The following is a 16015-nucleotide window of genomic DNA, read 5'->3' as shown; positions in this document are numbered from 1 at the left end:
GTGTGCGGGCGAAGGACCGGCCCGCGGCGACGGGCCCGGGCCCGGTGGGCCGCGGCGCGGGTGGTCAGGCGCGCGGGTGGTCAGGCGCGGCCGTAGAACTCGTCCGTCTCCTCCACCGCCGCCTCGAAGCGTTCGTCGAAGTCGTCGCGGATCAGGGTGCGGACCACATAGTCCTGGACGCTCATGCCGCGCTTGGCCGCATGGCCCCGGACGCGTTCCAGCAGGTCGGCGTCTATGCGGAGGCTGAGGACAGTCGAATTCATGCCGTCAGGGTCGCGCCGGGCCTGCGCCGGGCGGGTGAATTTTCCCGCCGGGATCACCCATACGGGTGATGCGGGGTTGCGTGACGCGGCGGAATGCGGGTCGGGGAAGGGGGTCCGCCCCCGACTGGTATTTAGACAGGGTAATGAGTTATGCTAACGAACATGTCAGACCTGTCCCATGGCGACACCGGCGGCAGCCACGGCGGAGACGCCGACCAGGCCGCGGTGAACGCGCTGCGCTCGGCCGTGATGCGGCTGGGCCGCCGGCTCAAGCACCAGCGAGTCGACGAGTCGCTGAGCCCTACCGAGATGTCGGTGCTCGGCACCCTCGCCCGGTGCGGTTCGGCCACCCCCGGGGAGCTGGCGCGGCGGGAGCACGTACAGCCGCCGTCGATGACCCGGATCGTGGCGTTGCTGGAGGCGAAGGGACTGGTCCGGCTGGAGCCGCACCCCGACGACCGCAGGCAGAAGGTCGTCAGCCAGACCGAGCGGGCCGAGGCCATGCTCGAGGAGAGCCGCCGCAAGCGGAACGTCTGGCTGGCCGATCTCGCCGACGGTCTCGACGAAGACGAGTGGGAGAAGCTGCGCGCCGCCGCCCCCGTCCTGGAGAAGCTCGCCCACCTGTAACCGATGCCGAGGAGGCGAACCGACTTTGCGTACGGGACCCGGAGCAGACTCCGCACCCGCACCCTCTCCCACCACGATGTTCAGCTCGTTGAAGATCCGGAACTACCGGCTCTACGCGATGGGGCAGGTCGTCTCCAACACCGGTACATGGATGCAGCGCATCGCCCAGGACTGGCTGGTGCTCACCCTCACCGGGTCCGCGTCGGCGGTCGGTATCACCGTCGCGCTCCAGTTTCTGCCGATGCTGCTGTTCGGCCTGTACGGCGGTGTGCTCGCCGACCGGCTCCCCAAGCGGGCCCTGCTGATCTTCACCCAGTCCGCGATGGCCGTCACCGGTCTCGCGCTCGCCGTCCTCACCCTCACCGGACAGGTCCAGGTCTGGCACGTCTATCTGACCGCGTTCCTGCTCGGCCTCGTCACCGTCGTCGACAACCCGGCCCGGCAGACCTTCGTCAACGAGATGGTCGGCCCGGACCAGCTCGCCAACGCCGTCAGCCTCAACGGCGCCAACTTCCAGTCCGCCCGGCTCGTCGGCCCCGCCGTCGCCGGTGTGCTGATCACCGCCGTCGGCACCGGCTACGCCTTCCTCTTCAACGGCCTGTCCTTCCTCGCCACCATCGCGAGCCTGCTGTTGATGCGCACCTCCGAGCTGCATCCTTCGCACCGCGCCCCGCGCGCCAAGGGGCAGTTGCGGGAGGGCCTGCGCTATGTCTCGGCCCACCCCGAACTGATCTGGCCGATAGTCCTCGTCGGCTTCATCGGCACCTTTGGCTTCAACTTCCCGATCTGGCTCACCGCCTTCGTCCACGACGTGTACGAGTCCGGCGCCGAGACCTACGGCCTGCTCAACACCCTGATGGCCGTCGGCTCCCTGGTCGGCGCGCTGCTGGCCGCCCGGCGCGGCACTTCGAAGCTCTCCATACTCGTGGGCGCCGCGGTCCTCTTCGGCGCCCTGGAAGTCGTCGCCGCGTTCGCCCCCTCGTTCTGGCTGTTCGCGGCCCTGCTGGTGCCCATCGGGATGTTCGGCCTCACGGTCAATGTGACCGCCAACTCCAGCATTCAGATGGCCACCGATCCGGCCGTACGGGGCCGGGTGATGAGCCTCTTCATGATGGTGTTCGTCGGCGGTACGCCGGTGGGCGCGCCGATCGTCGGCTGGATCACCGACGCCTACGGCCCCCGCGTCGGCTTCGCCGCGGGCGGCGCGGTCTCCCTGCTGGCCGCGATCGGGGTGGGCCTGATGCTCACCCGCGCGGCGGGCGTCCGCCTCAAGCTCGACCTGCGCCGCGGGCGCCGCCACCTGACCCTGGTCCCCCGCCGGAAGGACGGCCGCCGGGGGGTCACCGCGGAGAGCCCGGCCCGCGCGGGCTAGGGAGTTTCTTTCGGATCAGGCCGGATCAGGGAGCGGGGTCTGGTGCCGTGGATCGCAAGGCGGAGGAATGAGTCCATGCGGAGCATCGACGATTGACGACAACGCGGCGAGGCGCGGTGCCAGGGCACGCGAGCCCGGCAAGATCCGAAAGAGACGACCTAGGCGCCGGGCGCACCGGACGGACGACGTTCCCGCGATACTCGGGCCCATGAGACTCTTCACGGCCGTCGTCCCGCCGGGCCTTCAGCTCGAAGAGCTGTCGGCGGCCGTGGCGCGGCTGCGCGCGGAGGTGCCCGGGGCCGACGCGCTGCGGTGGACCCGTCCGGCCGGGTGGCACTACACCCTCTCCTTCCTCGGTGAGGTGGACGAGGGGCTCGTACCCGAGCTGACCGAACGCTTCGGGCGCGGCGCCCGGCGCAGTGTGCCGTTCCGGATCGGGATACGCGGCGGCGGGCACTTCGGGCAGGGCGTGCTGTGGGCCGGGGCCGCCGGGAGCGGTGAGGACCTCGCGGCCATGCGGCGGCTCGCCGAGCGGGTGCACGCGGGGGCGCGGCGGGCCGGGGTCGCGGTCGAGGAGCCGTTCCGGTTCACCCCGCATCTCACCCTCGCCAGGACCCGCCGCGGACGCGGCCCCGGGGCGGCCCCGGCGGCCGGGCTCGGCGAGTACGCGGCCGGGCTGGACGTCTTCACCGGCACCGCCTGGCAGGTGACGGACTTCGCCCTCATCCGCAGCCACCCGCCGAGCGGGGGCGAGGACTCCTGGTACGAGACCCTCGCCACGTGGAGCCTGGGCGCCGCCGGGTCCGGTGACGGCGCGGGTTAGTCTCGTGGGGTGAAGACCAAGACCAGGAACCAGATCATGGCCGGGGCGCTCGTACTGATGTTCGTGATCATCGCGGTGGCGTCCGTCCTCGGATAGCCGAATGCGCGGGTGCCGTACGCGGACGAAGCCCCGTACGGCACCCGGCACCGCCGCCTACCAGGCGTAAGCCTCCGGTGCTCCGCCCACCGGCGGGAAGATCTCGTCCAGTGCCGTCAGCAGCTCGTCGTCCAGTGTCAGGTCCGCCGCCCGCAGCGCGCCCGCCAGTTGGTCGGCCGTGCGCGGGCCCACGATCGGGGCGGTGACGCCGGGGCGGGTCAGGAGCCAGGCGAGGGCGACCTCGCCCGGGGCGAGGCCGTGTTTGTCCAGGAGGTCCTCGTAGGCCGTGACGCGGTCGCGGACACCCGGTTCCGCGAGCAGGGTCGAGCCCAGGCCGGTGAAGCGGGCCGTCGCGCCGCCTTCGCGTTCCTTGCGGAGGACGCCGCCGAGGAGACCGCCGTGGAGCGGGGACCAGGGGAGGACGCCGAGGCCGTACTCCCGGGCCGCCGGGATCACCTCCAGCTCCGAGCGGCGTTCGAAGAGGTTGTAGAGGCACTGCTCGCTCACCAGGCCGTACGAGCCGCGGCGGCGGGCCTCCTCGTTCATCTGGGCGATCTTCCAGCCGGGGAAGTTGGAGCAGCCCGCGTAGAGGATCTTGCCCTGCTGGACCAGGGTGTCGACGGCCTGCCAGATCTCGTCGACGGGGGTGGCCCGGTCGATGTGGTGGAACTGGTAGAGGTCGATGTGGTCGGTGCCGAGGCGCTTCAGGCTGGCCTCGACCGCGCGGCGGATGCCGTACGCGGAGAGCTTGTCGTGGTTGGGCCAGACCGGGCCGTCCTCGTTGTGCACGGCTCCGTACACCTTGGTCGCGAGGACGATCCTGTCGCGTCGCCCGCCGCCCTTCGCGAGCCACTTGCCGATGATCGTCTCGGTCAGGCCGCGCTGTCCCGGCCCGCCGTAGGTGTTGGCCGTGTCGAAGAAGTTGACGCCCGCGCCGAGCGCGGTGTCCATGATCGCGTGGCTGTCGGTCTCCGAGGTGTAGGGCCCGAAGTTCATCGTCCCGAGGACGATCCTGCCGACCTTCAGTCCGGTGCGTCCCAGCTGCGTGTACTCCATGGGCCTATTCATAGACAGCCGGAGCGGGTTCGAAGCAAGAGGGCGTACCGCGTGATCGGCCCCGGGGCCGTCCCGGTACCCCGTTCCGCCCCGCATTGCCTCGTACGAGTGGTCCCCGGTTGACGGAAAAGGGCGGATATCGCGATCCTGGGCGCCCGTACGCATGCCTGTGGCCGACGTCACAGCCGGACGGGGCGGGGCGCGTCACCGCTGAAACGCTCCGGCCGCCGGAAAGCCCACGAGGGAAACCCACGAGGGAAGCCGTTCTCCCATGCCCAAGATCTCCATCGTCGTTCCGTGTTTCAACGAGAACGAGGTGATCGAGACCTTCCACACCACGCTCGTCGCCACCCTCGACGCGGCCCTCGTCGCCGACGGCGGCCCGGCCGCCCGCGAGGAGTACGAGATCTGCTACGTCGACGACGGCAGTACCGACGGCACCCGCGACCGGCTCAGACGGCTCTCCGACGGCGACCCCCGGGCCCGCTACACCTCCTTCAGCCGCAATTTCGGCAAGGAGTCCGCGATGCTCGCCGGGCTGCGGATGGCCCGGGGCGAGGCCGTCGTCCTCATGGACGCCGACCTCCAGCACCCGCCCGAACTCGTGCCGCGGATACTGACGTTGTACGGGCACGGCTACGACCAGGTCGTCGCCCGGCGCGACCGCAGCGGCGACGCGCCGCTCCGTACCCGGCTCAGCAGGCTCTACTACCGGCTCGTGCGCCGCGCCATGGATGTCGAGGTCGTGGACGGCGCCGGCGACTTCCGGCTGCTGTCCCGCCGCGCCGTCGACGCGCTGCTGACCCTGCCCGAGAACAATCGCTTCTCCAAAGGCCTGTTCTCCTGGATCGGCTTCGACACCGTCACCTTCACCTACGAGAACGTCCAGCGCGCGGCCGGGACCTCCAAGTGGGGCGGACGGCGGCTCCTCAACTACGGCATCGACGGGCTCATCTCCTTCAACAGCCGCCCCCTGCGGCTCGCGATCCACACCGGTCTGTGGCTGGTGCTCTCCGCACTCGGCTACGCCCTGTGGATCGTCGCCGGGGTCCTGGTCAGCGGCGTAGAGACCCCGGGGTACGCCACCCTGATCGCCGTCATGGTCGGGCTCGGCGGCATCCAGATCGCCACCCTCGGGGTGATCGGCGAATACGTCGGCCGGATCTACCACGAGGCCAAACGCAGGCCGCATTACGTGATCCGGGAGACCGATCAGACCCATCAGACCGCCGCGACCCCCGAGCCCCGCGCCCTGGCCGCGCCGGGGCCGCGCGAGAGCCGGGGCTGAGCGGTGGCCACCCGTACCGAACTGCCCGCCCCGGCCGCGCGGACCACCGAAGGGGCCGTCCCGGCCGGGACCGGCGCCCGGTGGCCCCTCGCCCTCGCCGCCGTGCCCCTCGGGCTGCTCGCCCTCGCCTTCTGGTTCGGCCGCCATGTCCGGCCGTCCGCCGACGAGTGGTGCTTCCTCCCACAGGTCCGCGAGGACGGCATGGGGGGCCTGGTCCACACGTTCTGGGCCGTCGACAACGGCCGCGTCGCCAACGGCGTACTCGTCGGCGCCTACGCGGAGTTCCCCGTCGCGGGACACCAGTGGTACGGGCCCGTCAGCGGCACGGTGACCCTGCTCCTGCTGTGGGCGCTGGTCGCCGCCTTCGTACGCCGCGCCGGGCTCCTGGTCCCGCGCGGGCTGCCGCTGCTCGTCGCCGCGACGGCCGCCGCGGTCTTCCTGTTCGCGACCCCGAACACGTACAAGACGTTCTACTGGCCCGCCGCCTCCGTCTCGCACACCCTCGCCCCGGTCCTCGCGGCCGGGGCCGCCGTACCGCTGCTGCGGGCCGGGACCCGCCGCGGCCGGATCGCGGCGCTCGCCGTCGCCGGGATCGCGGGCGTCTTCACCGGCACCCTCTCCGAGGAGACCTCGGTCGTCGCGCTCGTCGTCCTGGCCGCCGTCTTCCTGGGCGCCGGACGGCTGTTCACACAGCCCCACCGCCGCCCGGTGCGGCGCTGGGCGCTGGCGGGCGCGGGCGGTGTCGCCGCCGGGACGCTGATCCTGGTGACCTCGCCCGGCTCCCGCAACCGCCGCGGCCGGTACGACGCCGAGAGCGTGTCGATGCTGGCCCCCGAGTCGCTGCTCGGTTCGGCGCGCGGTTTCGCGGAGATCCTGGGGACCGTGCTGACGACCTGGCCGTATCTGGGCGCGGTCGCCGTGGGCGTGCTGCTCGGGCTGTCGGCCCGGCGTGCCGAGGGGGCGCCGGAGGTGTTCCGCCCGGTGCGCCCGTGGGCCGTCCTGGCGGCGGGCGCCGGGGTGTTCCTCGTCGCCGGCTACCTCTGCACGGTGATCACGTACCCCGTCTTCGGCGCCGCTGTCGTCACCACCGAGCGCACCTGGAACGACTATCTGCTGTTGTGGGTGTTCCTGCTGGTCGCCGCCGGGGCGTTCCTGGGCCGATGGGCCCGGACCCGGCCCAGGACCCGGCCCAGGACCCAGGCCCGGGGCTTCCGGGCGGGCGCTGCCGTCGCCGCCGCCGTGTGCGCGGTGACCGTCGGTGCGCTCGGCGCCGATCTGGCCGGCCTCGGCCACGACATGCGGGTACGGGCGGAGCGCTGGGACCGCCAGGACGCGTATCTGCGGGCGGGCGCGGCCCGGGGCGAGACGGTCATGCCGTATACCCCGACCCGTGTCTCCCGCATGCTGGAACCATTCGCCAGGGACGGCCGACGGGTGTGGCCCGCGGCCTGTATCGCGGAGTACTACCGGCTGGACCGGGTGGTGTACGCGCGAACGTTCCAGGGGCCGTGAGCGGCCTCCGGCACTTATCGCTCTTATGCGGTGGTCCGTTTCCTCAGTGGCCCCGGTGGTGGCCCCGGTAGGGCCCGCCGACGCCCCACGCCTGGTGCAGCGCCGTCGCGAAGGCCGCCGCGATCCGGTGCTCGCCCGTCGGGCCCGGGTGGGTGCCGTCGTAGGTGTCGGTGTCCAGGTCGTAGCCGGGCGGCGGGGACGCAAGCAGGACCGGGGACGCGGGTGAGTCGAGGTCGGCGACGGTCTTCGCGAGCAGTTCGTTGAAGCGCTCGCACGCGGCGGCGAACGGGGCGTCCGTACGGGCCCGGACGTTCGGGACGACCGGGAGCAGCACCAGCCGGATCCGCGGCGACGCCGCCCGCGCCCCGGCGACGAAGCGGTGGACGTTGGCGATGGTCTGGTCGGGGTCGGTGTAGAAGCCGAGGTCGATCAGGCCGAGGGAGACCAGCAGCACATCGGGGCGGTGGACGGCGACCGTCTCGCCGACGACCGGGGCCAGATGGATCCAGCCCTCGCCCCAGCCCGCGAGATGGCGGCGCGCGGCGGGCGGGAACGCGGGGTCGGCGTAGGCGGTGGAGACGGGCGCGTCGGCCACCGGGTCGTACAAGCCGTCGCGGGGGCCGACGACGACATGACCACCGGTGCCGGTCTCGGGGTAGGCGGTCAGGTGTTGCCACATCCGGTAGCGCCAGGTGTAGTCGCCGGCACGTCCGATGGTCATGGAATCGCCGACGAACAGAAAACGCATGGGGGTCATGATGTCCGAGGTCAGGGCTGTGCCGCGAGGTGACGAACACCACGGGGACGGCGGTGGGGGTGGTGCCGTTGTCGTACCGCTCGACCTGGGGTACTTCGTCCGCCCGGCCGACGAGGCGGGGCTGCCGTACCCCCGGGTCGAACCGGCGGTGGCGTATCTCGTACGTCACCCGGACGGGCTGCTGCTCTTCGATACGGGGATCGGCGCGGGCGCCCCGGAGGCGGACGCCCGCTACCGGCCCCGGCGGCGCTCCCTCACCGGGGCGCTGGCCGCCGTCGGGGTCCGTACCGGCGAGATCGACCTGGTCGTCAACTGCCATCTCCACTTCGACCACTGCGGCGGCAACCCCCTCTTCCCCGGGGTGCCGATCGTCGTCCAGCGCGCCGAACTCGCCGCCGCCCGCGCGGGCGGGTACACGATCGACGCGCTGGTCGGCTTCCCCGGCGCGGTGTACGAGGAGATCGACGGCGAGCGCGTGCTGTGGCCGGGTGTCCGGGTGCTGCCGACGCCCGGCCATACCGAGGGGCATCAGTCGCTGCTGGTGGAGACGGGGCCCGGCGGCCCGGTCCTGCTGGCCGGGCAGGCGTACGACTTCGCGTCCGAGTACACGGCCGCCGTCCTCGCGGCGCGGGCCGCCGCCGACGGGGTGGCGGCGCCGCTGCCGCCGTACCGGCCCTGGATCGGCCGGATCACCGGGCTCGCGCCCCGCCGGGTCCACTTCGCCCACGACCACGCGGTGTGGGAGCCCTCGCACGGGTGATGAGGGGTTCCCGGTGGATCACCGGAGCTTTACGCCGGAGATGGCAGGCTTGGCGCATGCGCCCCCTCCCGTACGCCTCCGCGTTCGTCGTCGCCGTGTCGCTTCCCGTGCTCGCGCTCACGGCCGCCGCCCCGGCCGCCGCGGACGGGCCCGACTCGACGTTCTCGTTCCAGGACGACCGCATCACGGAGTCCAGCGGTCTGGCGGCGAGCCGGAAGCACCCGGGGATCTACTGGACCCACAACGACCAGGACGAGCCGAGGGTATTCGCCGTCGACTCGCGGACCGGCGAGACCGTGGCGACGATCACCATGACGGGCGTCGGCAAGCCCCGCGACATGGAGGCGGTCTCCGTGGGGCCCGACGGCCGGGTGTACGTCGGCGATATCGGGGACAACCTCAACGGCACCTGGAAGCACGTCTGGGTCTACGCCTTCCCGGAGCCCGCCGAGTTGCGCGACGCCACCGTACGGGCGGCGCAGTACACGGTCCGGTACGCGGACGGGGCGCGCGACGCGGAGGCGCTGATGGTGCATCCGAAGACCGGGCGGGTGTACATCGCGTCCAAGAGCCAGGACGGCAGCGGGCTCTACGAGGGCCCGAAGAAGCTGAGCACGTCCGGGACCAATATCTTCCGGCGGATCGAGAAGGATCTGCCGTGGGTGACGGACGGCGCGTTCTCGCCCGACGGCACCCGGCTCGTGCTGCGGACCTATCTCTCCGCCCGGGGCTACGAGTGGAAGCCGGAGGGGCGGCTGGGCTCCGACGACCGGGTCAAGGCGCCCATCCAGCGCCAGTCGGAGGGGGTGTCGTACACCGCCGACGGCACGGCCCTGATGTTCGGTTCGGAGGGGCAGGGCGCCGAGGTGGAGCGGGTCACCGTCGAGGACGCGGGCAAGGGCGCGCGGTCCGGGAGCGGATCGTCGAAGGGCGGCGGTACGGCCTCCGGCGAGAGCGCCGACGGCTCCGGCGGCTCCGATGACGGGTCCTCGGTCGATATCACCACCGCCGTTCTGCTCGGCGCGGGCGCGCTCGTCCTCCTGCTCGGCTTCAAGCGGCTGTTCAGGCGGCGCAGCTGATTCCCGTACGCGCCGCCGCTGCCGCCCGGCCCGTAAACCCGGTGGCATACCGCCGGTCCGCCCGTCAGGCTGAGGGGATCGGGGGCGGACGGGACGACGGGGGCGAGTGGCCGGGTGGCGACGACGACACTGGGCGCGGGCTGGGGGCTGCGGCCGTACGGGGACGGTGACGAGGGCGCCGTACTCGCCCTGGTGAACGCGGATCGGATGCCGGGCCAGCCGGTGGCGGTACCGGCGATGCTGCGCGAGGCGCTGGCCGGGCGGTCGCCGCAGAACGGGGAGTGGTGGGAGGAGCTGGCGCCCCCGGCGACGGACGTCCTGTGCAATCCGTCCGGCACGGTCGCGGGCGTCGTCTCGTACGCGGTACGCCCCGGTGACGGTGCGGGCTTCATCCTCTGGCTGCACTGCGCGGACGACCGGTACGCCCTGCTGGCGGCCCTGGTGGAGCACGCGCTGGGCGCGCTGGAGGCGGACGGGCCGCGTACGGTCTGCGCGTTCGAGATCTCCTCGGCCCTCAACTACGGCCTGGAGGCCCTGCCGGTACGCCATCGGCCGGTGCCCCGCCGGGTGCTGGAGGACGCCGGGTTCACCGCCCGCGACGAGTGGCGGTTCCTCCACGCCGAACTGCCGCTGCTCCTGCCGGGACCGGCGGGGCTGCGGGGGCTGCCGGGGCTGCCGCGCGCGGCGGACGTCACGGTCGTGGAGTGCGGCGGCGCCCAGCGGCGGCTGGAGATCGTGGAGGGCGGGCGGACGGTCGCCGAGGCGCTGGTGGAGACCGCACACGACGGCCTGGGCGCGGTGTGGTGGATCGGGGTGGCGCCGGCGGCCCGCCGCCGGGGGCTCGGCCTGCGGCTGCTGGGCTCGGCGCTGGACGTGCTGGCGGAGTGCGGCGCCCGGGAGGTGGTGCTGTACGTGGACGACGATCCGGCCATGCCGCCGCCGGTGCCGCCGGAGGACGACCGTACGGCCGCGAACCGGCTCTACGACCGGGCGGGCCTGACGGAGGTCGACCGGCTGTACTGCTTCATCCGCCCCGCCTGACGGGCACGGCTCAGGGTCCGGTCTCGGTGAAGACCTTCTCCTCCGGCGGGACGTACGTCCATCCCGACGCCTCCCGCTCCCGCAGCAGCGCGTCGAGACCCGCGACGAACTGCCCCACCCCGAAGGCGAGGTGGTCGAACTCCGCCTTGAACGTCTCCTCGGAGAGCGCCGCCACCAGCGGATAGTCGCCGCTCTCCATCGCGGAGTGCAGGAAGGGCTCCTGCGCGCCCCAGAAGTCCTCGTGGCTCAGGCCGGTCGCCTCGACCGCCTCCTCCGCGTCGGCCGCCATCCGGGCGACTCCGGTGGCCAGGCTCTGGACGGAGATGATGACCGAGATCTTCTCGGGGTCGGAAAGCCGCAGGCCCCGGAGGGTGAAGAGCGCCAGGTCCAGGCTCCGGATCGTGCTGGGGCCCAGGACCGTACGCGCCTGGTTGATCTTGAGCAGCCAGGGGTGCTCCAGATACAGGTCCAGATAGCCCCGGGCCATCTCCGCGATGGTCTCGCGCCAGTCCGGGGTCGCGCCGTCCTCGGGCCTGTCCCAGTCCTCCGAGCCGCTCACCTCGTCCAGCATCAGATCGAGCAGCTCGGCCTTGCCGGGGACGTACCGGTAGAGGGACATCGTCCCGGTGCCCAGCTCGGTCGCGAGCCGGCGCATGGAGACCGCGGCGAGGCCCTCGGCGTCGGCGACCTCGATGGCCTTGGTCACGATCGCGTCGAGCGTCAGCCCCGGCTTGGGGCCCCGGGTGGGCCGCTCCCCGGTTCCCCACATGAGTTCCAGGGTGCGGGCGATGTCCCCGCTGCCGGCAGTCTCGGTCGTCATGCCCTTCACCTTATTCCTCCTGTTCCGACCGGTGTGCAACCCGTATGCGCCCTCGATTCCCGGCCCGTCCGGGATCTGCCCGGAACCCGTGCCGTGGGCGTCCGGAACCGTGCGGACCTCCGCGGAAATTTAAATTGGGTACGCCGTACCTGGTTTCGGGTACACTGTACGCGGTTGCGATGGGGCGAGGGCCCTGAGGGCTCGGGGACCCGTCCCGTGACGGTCGCGGCCACGGCAACGGAGGAGACGAGAGCGTGAGCGTGAACGCGCGCGGTGAGTACGGCGGGTCCGGTGAGTACGCGGTCCGGGCGGAATCCATCCACAAGAGGTACGGCGAGAAGAAGGCCCTCGACGGTCTCGATCTGAATGTCCGCAGGGGCACGGTCCACGGGGTGCTCGGCCCCAACGGCGCCGGGAAGACCACCGCGGTCCGGGTCCTGGCGACCCTGTTGAAGTTCGACTCGGGGCGGGCCGAGGTCGCCGGGGTCGATGTGGTCCGCGACCCGCGCGGGGTGCGCCGCAGGATCGGGCTGACCGGCCAGTACGCGGCCGTGGACGAGGTGATGACCGGCCGCCAGAACCTGGAGATGTTCGGCCGGCTCTTCCATCTCGGCGGGCGCAGGGCGGCGCTGCGGGCGGCCGAGCTGCTGGAGCAGTTCGACCTCACCGCGGCGGCGGACAAGGGCGCGGGGACGTACAGCGGTGGTATGCGCCGCAGGCTCGACCTCGCGGCCTCGATGATCCTGCGGCCGGAGGTGCTCTTCCTCGACGAGCCGACGACGGGACTCGACCCGCGCGGCCGGGGCGAGGTGTGGCAGGCGGTCAGGGCGCTGGTCGCCGAGGGCACCACCGTCCTGCTGACCACCCAGTATCTGGAGGAGGCCGACAAGCTCGCCGCCCGGATCACGGTCGTCGACAGCGGCCGGGCGATCGCCGACGACACCCCCGACGGGCTGAAGAACACCGTCGGCGGCGACCGGATCGAGGTCGTCGTCGCCGACCGGGCGGATCTGCACGCCGCCGTCTCGGCGGTCGCCCGGGTCGCGTCCGGCGCCCCGCAGGCGGCCGAGGAGGAACTGCGGGTCCACGCGGCCGTCAGCGACCGGGTGGCGGCCCTCACCGAGGTGGCCCGCACCCTTCAGGACCAGGGCGTGACCGTGGAGGACATCGGCCTGCGCAGGCCCAGCCTCGACGATGTCTTCCTGCGCCTCACCGGCCACCGCACGGACGCCGACGAGCAGTCCGGGCCCCGGACCGATCAGCAGACCGATCAGCAGACCGACCAGCGGACCGGCCGGAAGGCGGAGGTGGCGGCATGAGCGACACCGCCGTGAAGGACATCAGCGAGAACACGAACACGAGCGCCCCGGCGCGGGCTGTCATCGGCGGTGTCGATCTGACCGTGCACGGCGACGGCCGTGAGCGGCTCCTCTACTGGGCCGTCATGGACTGCTGGAACGTGGTCCGCCGCGGGCTGACCCACTACCAGCGCCAGCCGATCAACATCGTCTGGCAGCTGGGCTTCCCGATCCTCTCCGTCCTGCTGTACGCCTATGTGTTCGGCGGGGCGATGAAGTCCCCCGGCGGTGACTACCGCGACTACCTGATGCCCGGCATGTTCGTGATGACGATGGCCTTCGGCTTCATGAACACCGCCATCACCGTCGTCGCGGACACCCAGAAGGGCGTCGTCGACCGGTTCCGCTCGATGCCGATGGCGCCGTCCGCCGTGGTCTCCGGGCGGGGTGTCACGGACATCATCGTCGCGGCGGCCGAACTGACCATCCTCGCCCTGACGGCCCTGGTCATCGGCTGGCGCTCGGACGGCGGTCTGCTCGCCACCGCGGGCGCGTTCGGCCTGCTGGTGCTGTTGCGGTTCGCCCTGATCTGGATCGGGGTCTGGGTCGGGCTGCTCGTCCCCAACCAGGAGGCGGCCAGTGGTCTCTACGCGGTGGCCTTCCCGCTCACGATGGTCTCCAGCATCTTCGTCCCCACCTCGTCGATGCCGGGCTGGCTGGGCACGGTCGCGGCCTGGAACCCGATCTCGTCCACGGCCGGGGCGACCCGTGAGCTGTTCGGCAACCCGGTCGCCAGTGACGGCAGCTGGATCCAGGAGAACGCGCTCCTGATGGCGGTGGCCTGGCCGGTCGCCCTGACCGCGATCTTCCTGCCGCTGGCGGTGCGCCGCTTCCAGAAGCTGAGCAAGTAACCCTTCGGCGGGGGATGGCGAGTGAGCCGAAGGGGCGCGTCGTGGTCTGGAAGGAGAGCGCGCGCAGGCCGCGAGGAACGAGCGGTCGAGCACGGTCGACTGAAGAACACGGCTGAAGCGCCCCGGAGGCGAACCGAGCCCCAAAAAAAAGGGGCAGGGCCCGGCGGGAGACTCTCCGCCGGGCCCGTGCCGTATCCGATGGGTCAGAGCTGTTCGATCACATAGTCGACGCAGGCCGTCAGTGCCTGGACGTCCGCCGGGTCGATCGCCGGGAACATCGCTACCCGGAGCTGGTTGCGTCCCAGTTTGCGGTACGGCTCGGTGTCCACGATCCCGTTGGCGCGCAGCGCCTTGGCGACCGCGGCGGCGTCGACCTCGTCCGCGAAGTCGATGGTGCCGATGACCTGGGAGCGCTGTGCCGGGTCGGCCACGAACGGCTCGGCGTACTTGGAGGCCTCGGCCCAGCCGTACAGGGCCCGCGCCGACGCGGCGGTCCTGCCGGTCGCGAAGTCCAGCCCGCCCTGCCCGTTGAGCCACTTCAGCTGCTCGTTGAGGAGGAAGAGGGTGGCCAGCGCCGGGGTGTTGTACGTCTGGTTCTTGACCGAGTTGTCGATGGCGGTCGGCAGGCTGAAGAACTCGGGTACGTGCCGCCCGGAGGCATGGACACGGGCGGCGCGCTCCAGCGCTGCGGGCGAGAAGATCCCGATCCACAGGCCGCCGTCGGCGGCGAAGGACTTCTGCGGGGCGAAGTAGTAGACGTCCGACTGGGAGATGTCGACGGGCAGGCCGCCCGCGCCGGAGGTGGCGTCCACCAGGACCAGCGCGCCCTCGTCGGCGCCGGCGACCCGGCGGATCGGCGCGGCGACACCGGTGGAGGTCTCGTTGTGGGTCAGGGCGTAGACGTCGACGCCGGCCTCGGCGACCGGCTCCGGGTGGGTGCCCGGGTCGGAGGCGACGATCGTCGGCTCGGCCAGCCACGGCGCGAGTTTGGCCGCCTTGGCGAATTTGGACGAGAACTCGCCGAAGGACAGGTGCTGCGACTTGTTCTCGATCAGACCGTGGGTCGCGATGTCCCAGAAGGCGGTGGAGCCGCCGTTGCCGAGGACCACCTCGTAGCCGTCGGGGAGGGAGAAGAGGTCGCTTACGCCTCGACGTACCTCGCCGACCAGGTTTTTGACCGGGGCCTGGCGGTGGGAGGTACCGAGCAGCGATGTGCCGGTGGCGGCGAGGGCGGAGACCGCCTCCGTACGCACCTTGGACGGGCCCGCGCCGAAACGGCCGTCGGCGGGCTTGATGTCAGCGGGAATCTGGATCTCAGCCACGTATGGGAGCGTATCGGGTGCGACGTGCCCGCCGTGCCCCGGTCCGGGGCTTGAGACGTCCGTCCCGCGTTCCGGGCGCGGAGGGCCCCGGACACGAGCGGCGTCGCCGGGTCAGCCCCGCTGGTGCAGGGCGAGGTCGTAGAGGTGTTCCACGAGCGCGATCAGGACGAACTTGCTGGACGAGTGGTCCCGGGCGTCGAACTCCACCATCGGCACGGCGGCGTCCAGTGCCAGCGCCTGCCGGATCTGGGCGTCGGGGTAGAACGGCCCGCCGAAGTCGTTGACGGCGACGATGTACGGCACCCCGTGGTGTTCGAGCCGGTCCAGCGCGTACCAGGCCTCGGGCAGCCGCCGGGTGTCGACCAGGACGACCGCCCCGATGGTCCCGGAGAGCATCCGTTCCCACAGGAACCAGAAGCGTTCCTGTCCGGGCGCGCCGAAGAGGTAGACGATCGAGCGCTCGTCGATGGTGATCCGGCCGAAGTCGAAGGCGACCGTCGTGGCGGTCTTCCGGGACGAGATCCGGCTGGGGTCGTCGAGGGTGAGCCCGGCCGGGCTCATGGTCTCCTCCGTGTGCAGCGGACGGATCTCGCTCACGGAGCGCACCATCGTCGTCTTGCCCACGCCGAAGCCGCCGACGACGACGATCTTGAGCGCGTTCTCGGGGGGTCCCGGGATGCCGGGCGCCGAGTCCGGGGCCGGGACCGCGCCGGTGGAGTCCGCGGTCGGGTCCGTGGCGGAGTCCGCCGCGGCGGCCCCGGCCGCTTCGGTGGCCTCGTCCGGCGCCTGGGGCCGGACCGTCCGCATGGCGCGGCTCATCGGCGGTGTGCGGTGCCGGTCATCGAGTGTGCCTTCCGAGGGGTGGCGGGGGCAGAACTGGAGCCGAGGGTTCCTGATCAAGTGGTGGTCACTATAGGAGAGTTGGCGATCACTTTGGGCTCTTCGTCAAGGGTTTGCCAAGAGTCCAAGGACCCTAATGGCCGTGGCTGA

16 protein-coding genes are annotated in these 16015 nt (G+C 71.9%); 10 read left to right on the top strand and 6 right to left on the bottom strand.

Features of this window, described 5'->3' with window-relative positions; all coding sequences use genetic code 11:
- Window positions 1–80 precede the first annotated feature (80 nt).
- Window positions 81–263, bottom strand: a complete 183-nt coding sequence (locus ACFXG1_RS11340) for a ribbon-helix-helix protein, CopG family (RefSeq protein WP_384710561.1) — start codon at window positions 261–263, stop codon at window positions 81–83.
- A 162-nt stretch (window positions 264–425) separates the two neighbouring features.
- On the opposite strand from ACFXG1_RS11340, the gene ACFXG1_RS11335 reads away from it, so the two are divergent.
- The 3 genes from ACFXG1_RS11335 (at window position 426) to thpR (ending at window position 3085) form a co-directional block, all read left to right on the top strand.
- On the top strand, window positions 426–890 hold the full coding sequence (locus ACFXG1_RS11335) for a MarR family winged helix-turn-helix transcriptional regulator (RefSeq protein ID WP_384710564.1): 465 nt from the start codon (window positions 426–428) through the stop codon (window positions 888–890).
- Between the two features lie 25 nt (window positions 891–915).
- Window positions 916–2262 carry an MFS transporter gene (locus tag ACFXG1_RS11330; protein ID WP_384710568.1) on the top strand — a complete coding sequence of 449 codons (1347 nt, stop codon included), beginning with the start codon at window positions 916–918 and terminating at the stop codon, window positions 2260–2262.
- A gap of 208 nt (window positions 2263–2470) precedes the next feature.
- Window positions 2471–3085 carry an RNA 2',3'-cyclic phosphodiesterase gene (gene thpR / locus ACFXG1_RS11325; protein WP_384742148.1) on the top strand — a complete coding sequence of 205 codons (615 nt, stop codon included), beginning with the start codon at window positions 2471–2473 and terminating at the stop codon, window positions 3083–3085.
- A 153-nt stretch (window positions 3086–3238) separates the two neighbouring features.
- On the opposite strand, the gene ACFXG1_RS11320 is transcribed toward thpR, so the two are convergent.
- Complete coding sequence (locus ACFXG1_RS11320; protein ID WP_384721478.1) at window positions 3239–4237, bottom strand: aldo/keto reductase; 999 nt, start codon at window positions 4235–4237, stop codon at window positions 3239–3241.
- A 271-nt stretch (window positions 4238–4508) separates the two neighbouring features.
- Here ACFXG1_RS11320 and ACFXG1_RS11315 point away from each other — a divergent pair, with 271 nt between their 5' ends.
- Together ACFXG1_RS11315 and ACFXG1_RS11310 are read left to right on the top strand one after the other, a co-directional pair.
- A complete protein-coding gene (locus ACFXG1_RS11315; RefSeq protein ID WP_384721481.1) occupies window positions 4509–5525 on the top strand; it encodes a glycosyltransferase family 2 protein in 1017 nt (338 codons plus the stop codon).
- 3 nt (window positions 5526–5528) lie between these two features.
- Window positions 5529–7037 (top strand): DUF6056 family protein, encoded by a 1509-nt coding sequence (locus ACFXG1_RS11310; protein ID WP_384742145.1) that lies wholly within the window; start codon window positions 5529–5531, stop codon window positions 7035–7037.
- A 43-nt stretch (window positions 7038–7080) separates the two neighbouring features.
- On the opposite strand, the gene ACFXG1_RS11305 is transcribed toward ACFXG1_RS11310, so the two are convergent.
- Window positions 7081–7785: a GDSL-type esterase/lipase family protein gene (locus tag ACFXG1_RS11305; RefSeq protein ID WP_384723027.1), complete on the bottom strand. Its 705-nt coding sequence runs from the start codon at window positions 7783–7785 to the stop codon at window positions 7081–7083.
- Between the two features lie 28 nt (window positions 7786–7813).
- Between ACFXG1_RS11305 and ACFXG1_RS11300 the strand changes: the two genes are divergently transcribed.
- The 3 genes from ACFXG1_RS11300 to ACFXG1_RS11290 all read left to right on the top strand — a co-directional run bounded on the left by ACFXG1_RS11300 (window position 7814) and on the right by ACFXG1_RS11290 (window position 10674).
- Window positions 7814–8554 carry an N-acyl homoserine lactonase family protein gene (locus ACFXG1_RS11300; protein ID WP_384742143.1) on the top strand — a complete coding sequence of 247 codons (741 nt, stop codon included), beginning with the start codon at window positions 7814–7816 and terminating at the stop codon, window positions 8552–8554.
- Window positions 8555–8610: 56 nt separating this feature from the next.
- On the top strand, window positions 8611–9633 hold the full coding sequence (locus ACFXG1_RS11295; protein ID WP_384718438.1) for a WD40 repeat domain-containing protein: 1023 nt from the start codon (window positions 8611–8613) through the stop codon (window positions 9631–9633).
- A gap of 114 nt (window positions 9634–9747) precedes the next feature.
- The gene (locus tag ACFXG1_RS11290) at window positions 9748–10674 is read left to right on the top strand and encodes a GNAT family N-acetyltransferase (RefSeq protein ID WP_384718440.1); all 927 of its coding nucleotides are present in this window, start codon (window positions 9748–9750) and stop codon (window positions 10672–10674) included.
- A 10-nt stretch (window positions 10675–10684) separates the two neighbouring features.
- Here the strand turns inward: ACFXG1_RS11290 and ACFXG1_RS11285 are convergent, their stop codons facing one another.
- On the bottom strand, window positions 10685–11494 hold the full coding sequence (locus ACFXG1_RS11285; RefSeq protein ID WP_384718442.1) for a TetR/AcrR family transcriptional regulator: 810 nt from the start codon (window positions 11492–11494) through the stop codon (window positions 10685–10687).
- Window positions 11495–11748: 254 nt separating this feature from the next.
- Here ACFXG1_RS11285 and ACFXG1_RS11280 point away from each other — a divergent pair, with 254 nt between their 5' ends.
- Both ACFXG1_RS11280 and ACFXG1_RS11275 read left to right on the top strand, forming a co-directional pair.
- Window positions 11749–12813: an ATP-binding cassette domain-containing protein gene (locus ACFXG1_RS11280; RefSeq protein WP_384718444.1), complete on the top strand. Its 1065-nt coding sequence runs from the start codon at window positions 11749–11751 to the stop codon at window positions 12811–12813.
- Entirely contained in the window at window positions 12810–13703 is an 894-nt protein-coding gene (locus tag ACFXG1_RS11275; protein ID WP_384718446.1) for an ABC transporter permease, read from the top strand. The genes ACFXG1_RS11280 and ACFXG1_RS11275 overlap by 4 nt, the downstream gene beginning before the upstream one ends.
- Before the next feature lie 203 nt (window positions 13704–13906).
- On the opposite strand, the gene serC is transcribed toward ACFXG1_RS11275, so the two are convergent.
- Window positions 13907–15025, bottom strand: coding sequence for a phosphoserine transaminase (gene serC, locus ACFXG1_RS11270; RefSeq protein ID WP_384715707.1), 1119 nt, complete (start codon window positions 15023–15025; stop codon window positions 13907–13909).
- A gap of 111 nt (window positions 15026–15136) precedes the next feature.
- Window positions 15137–15832 carry an ATP/GTP-binding protein gene (locus tag ACFXG1_RS11265; protein WP_384715710.1) on the bottom strand — a complete coding sequence of 232 codons (696 nt, stop codon included), beginning with the start codon at window positions 15830–15832 and terminating at the stop codon, window positions 15137–15139.
- Between the last annotated feature and the right edge of the window lie 183 nt (window positions 15833–16015).

Source organism: Streptomyces sp. NPDC059248, assembly GCF_042753905.1.
Taxonomy (GTDB): domain Bacteria; phylum Actinomycetota; class Actinomycetes; order Streptomycetales; family Streptomycetaceae; genus Streptomyces.
This window is presented reverse-complemented; position numbering and strand designations above follow the sequence as displayed.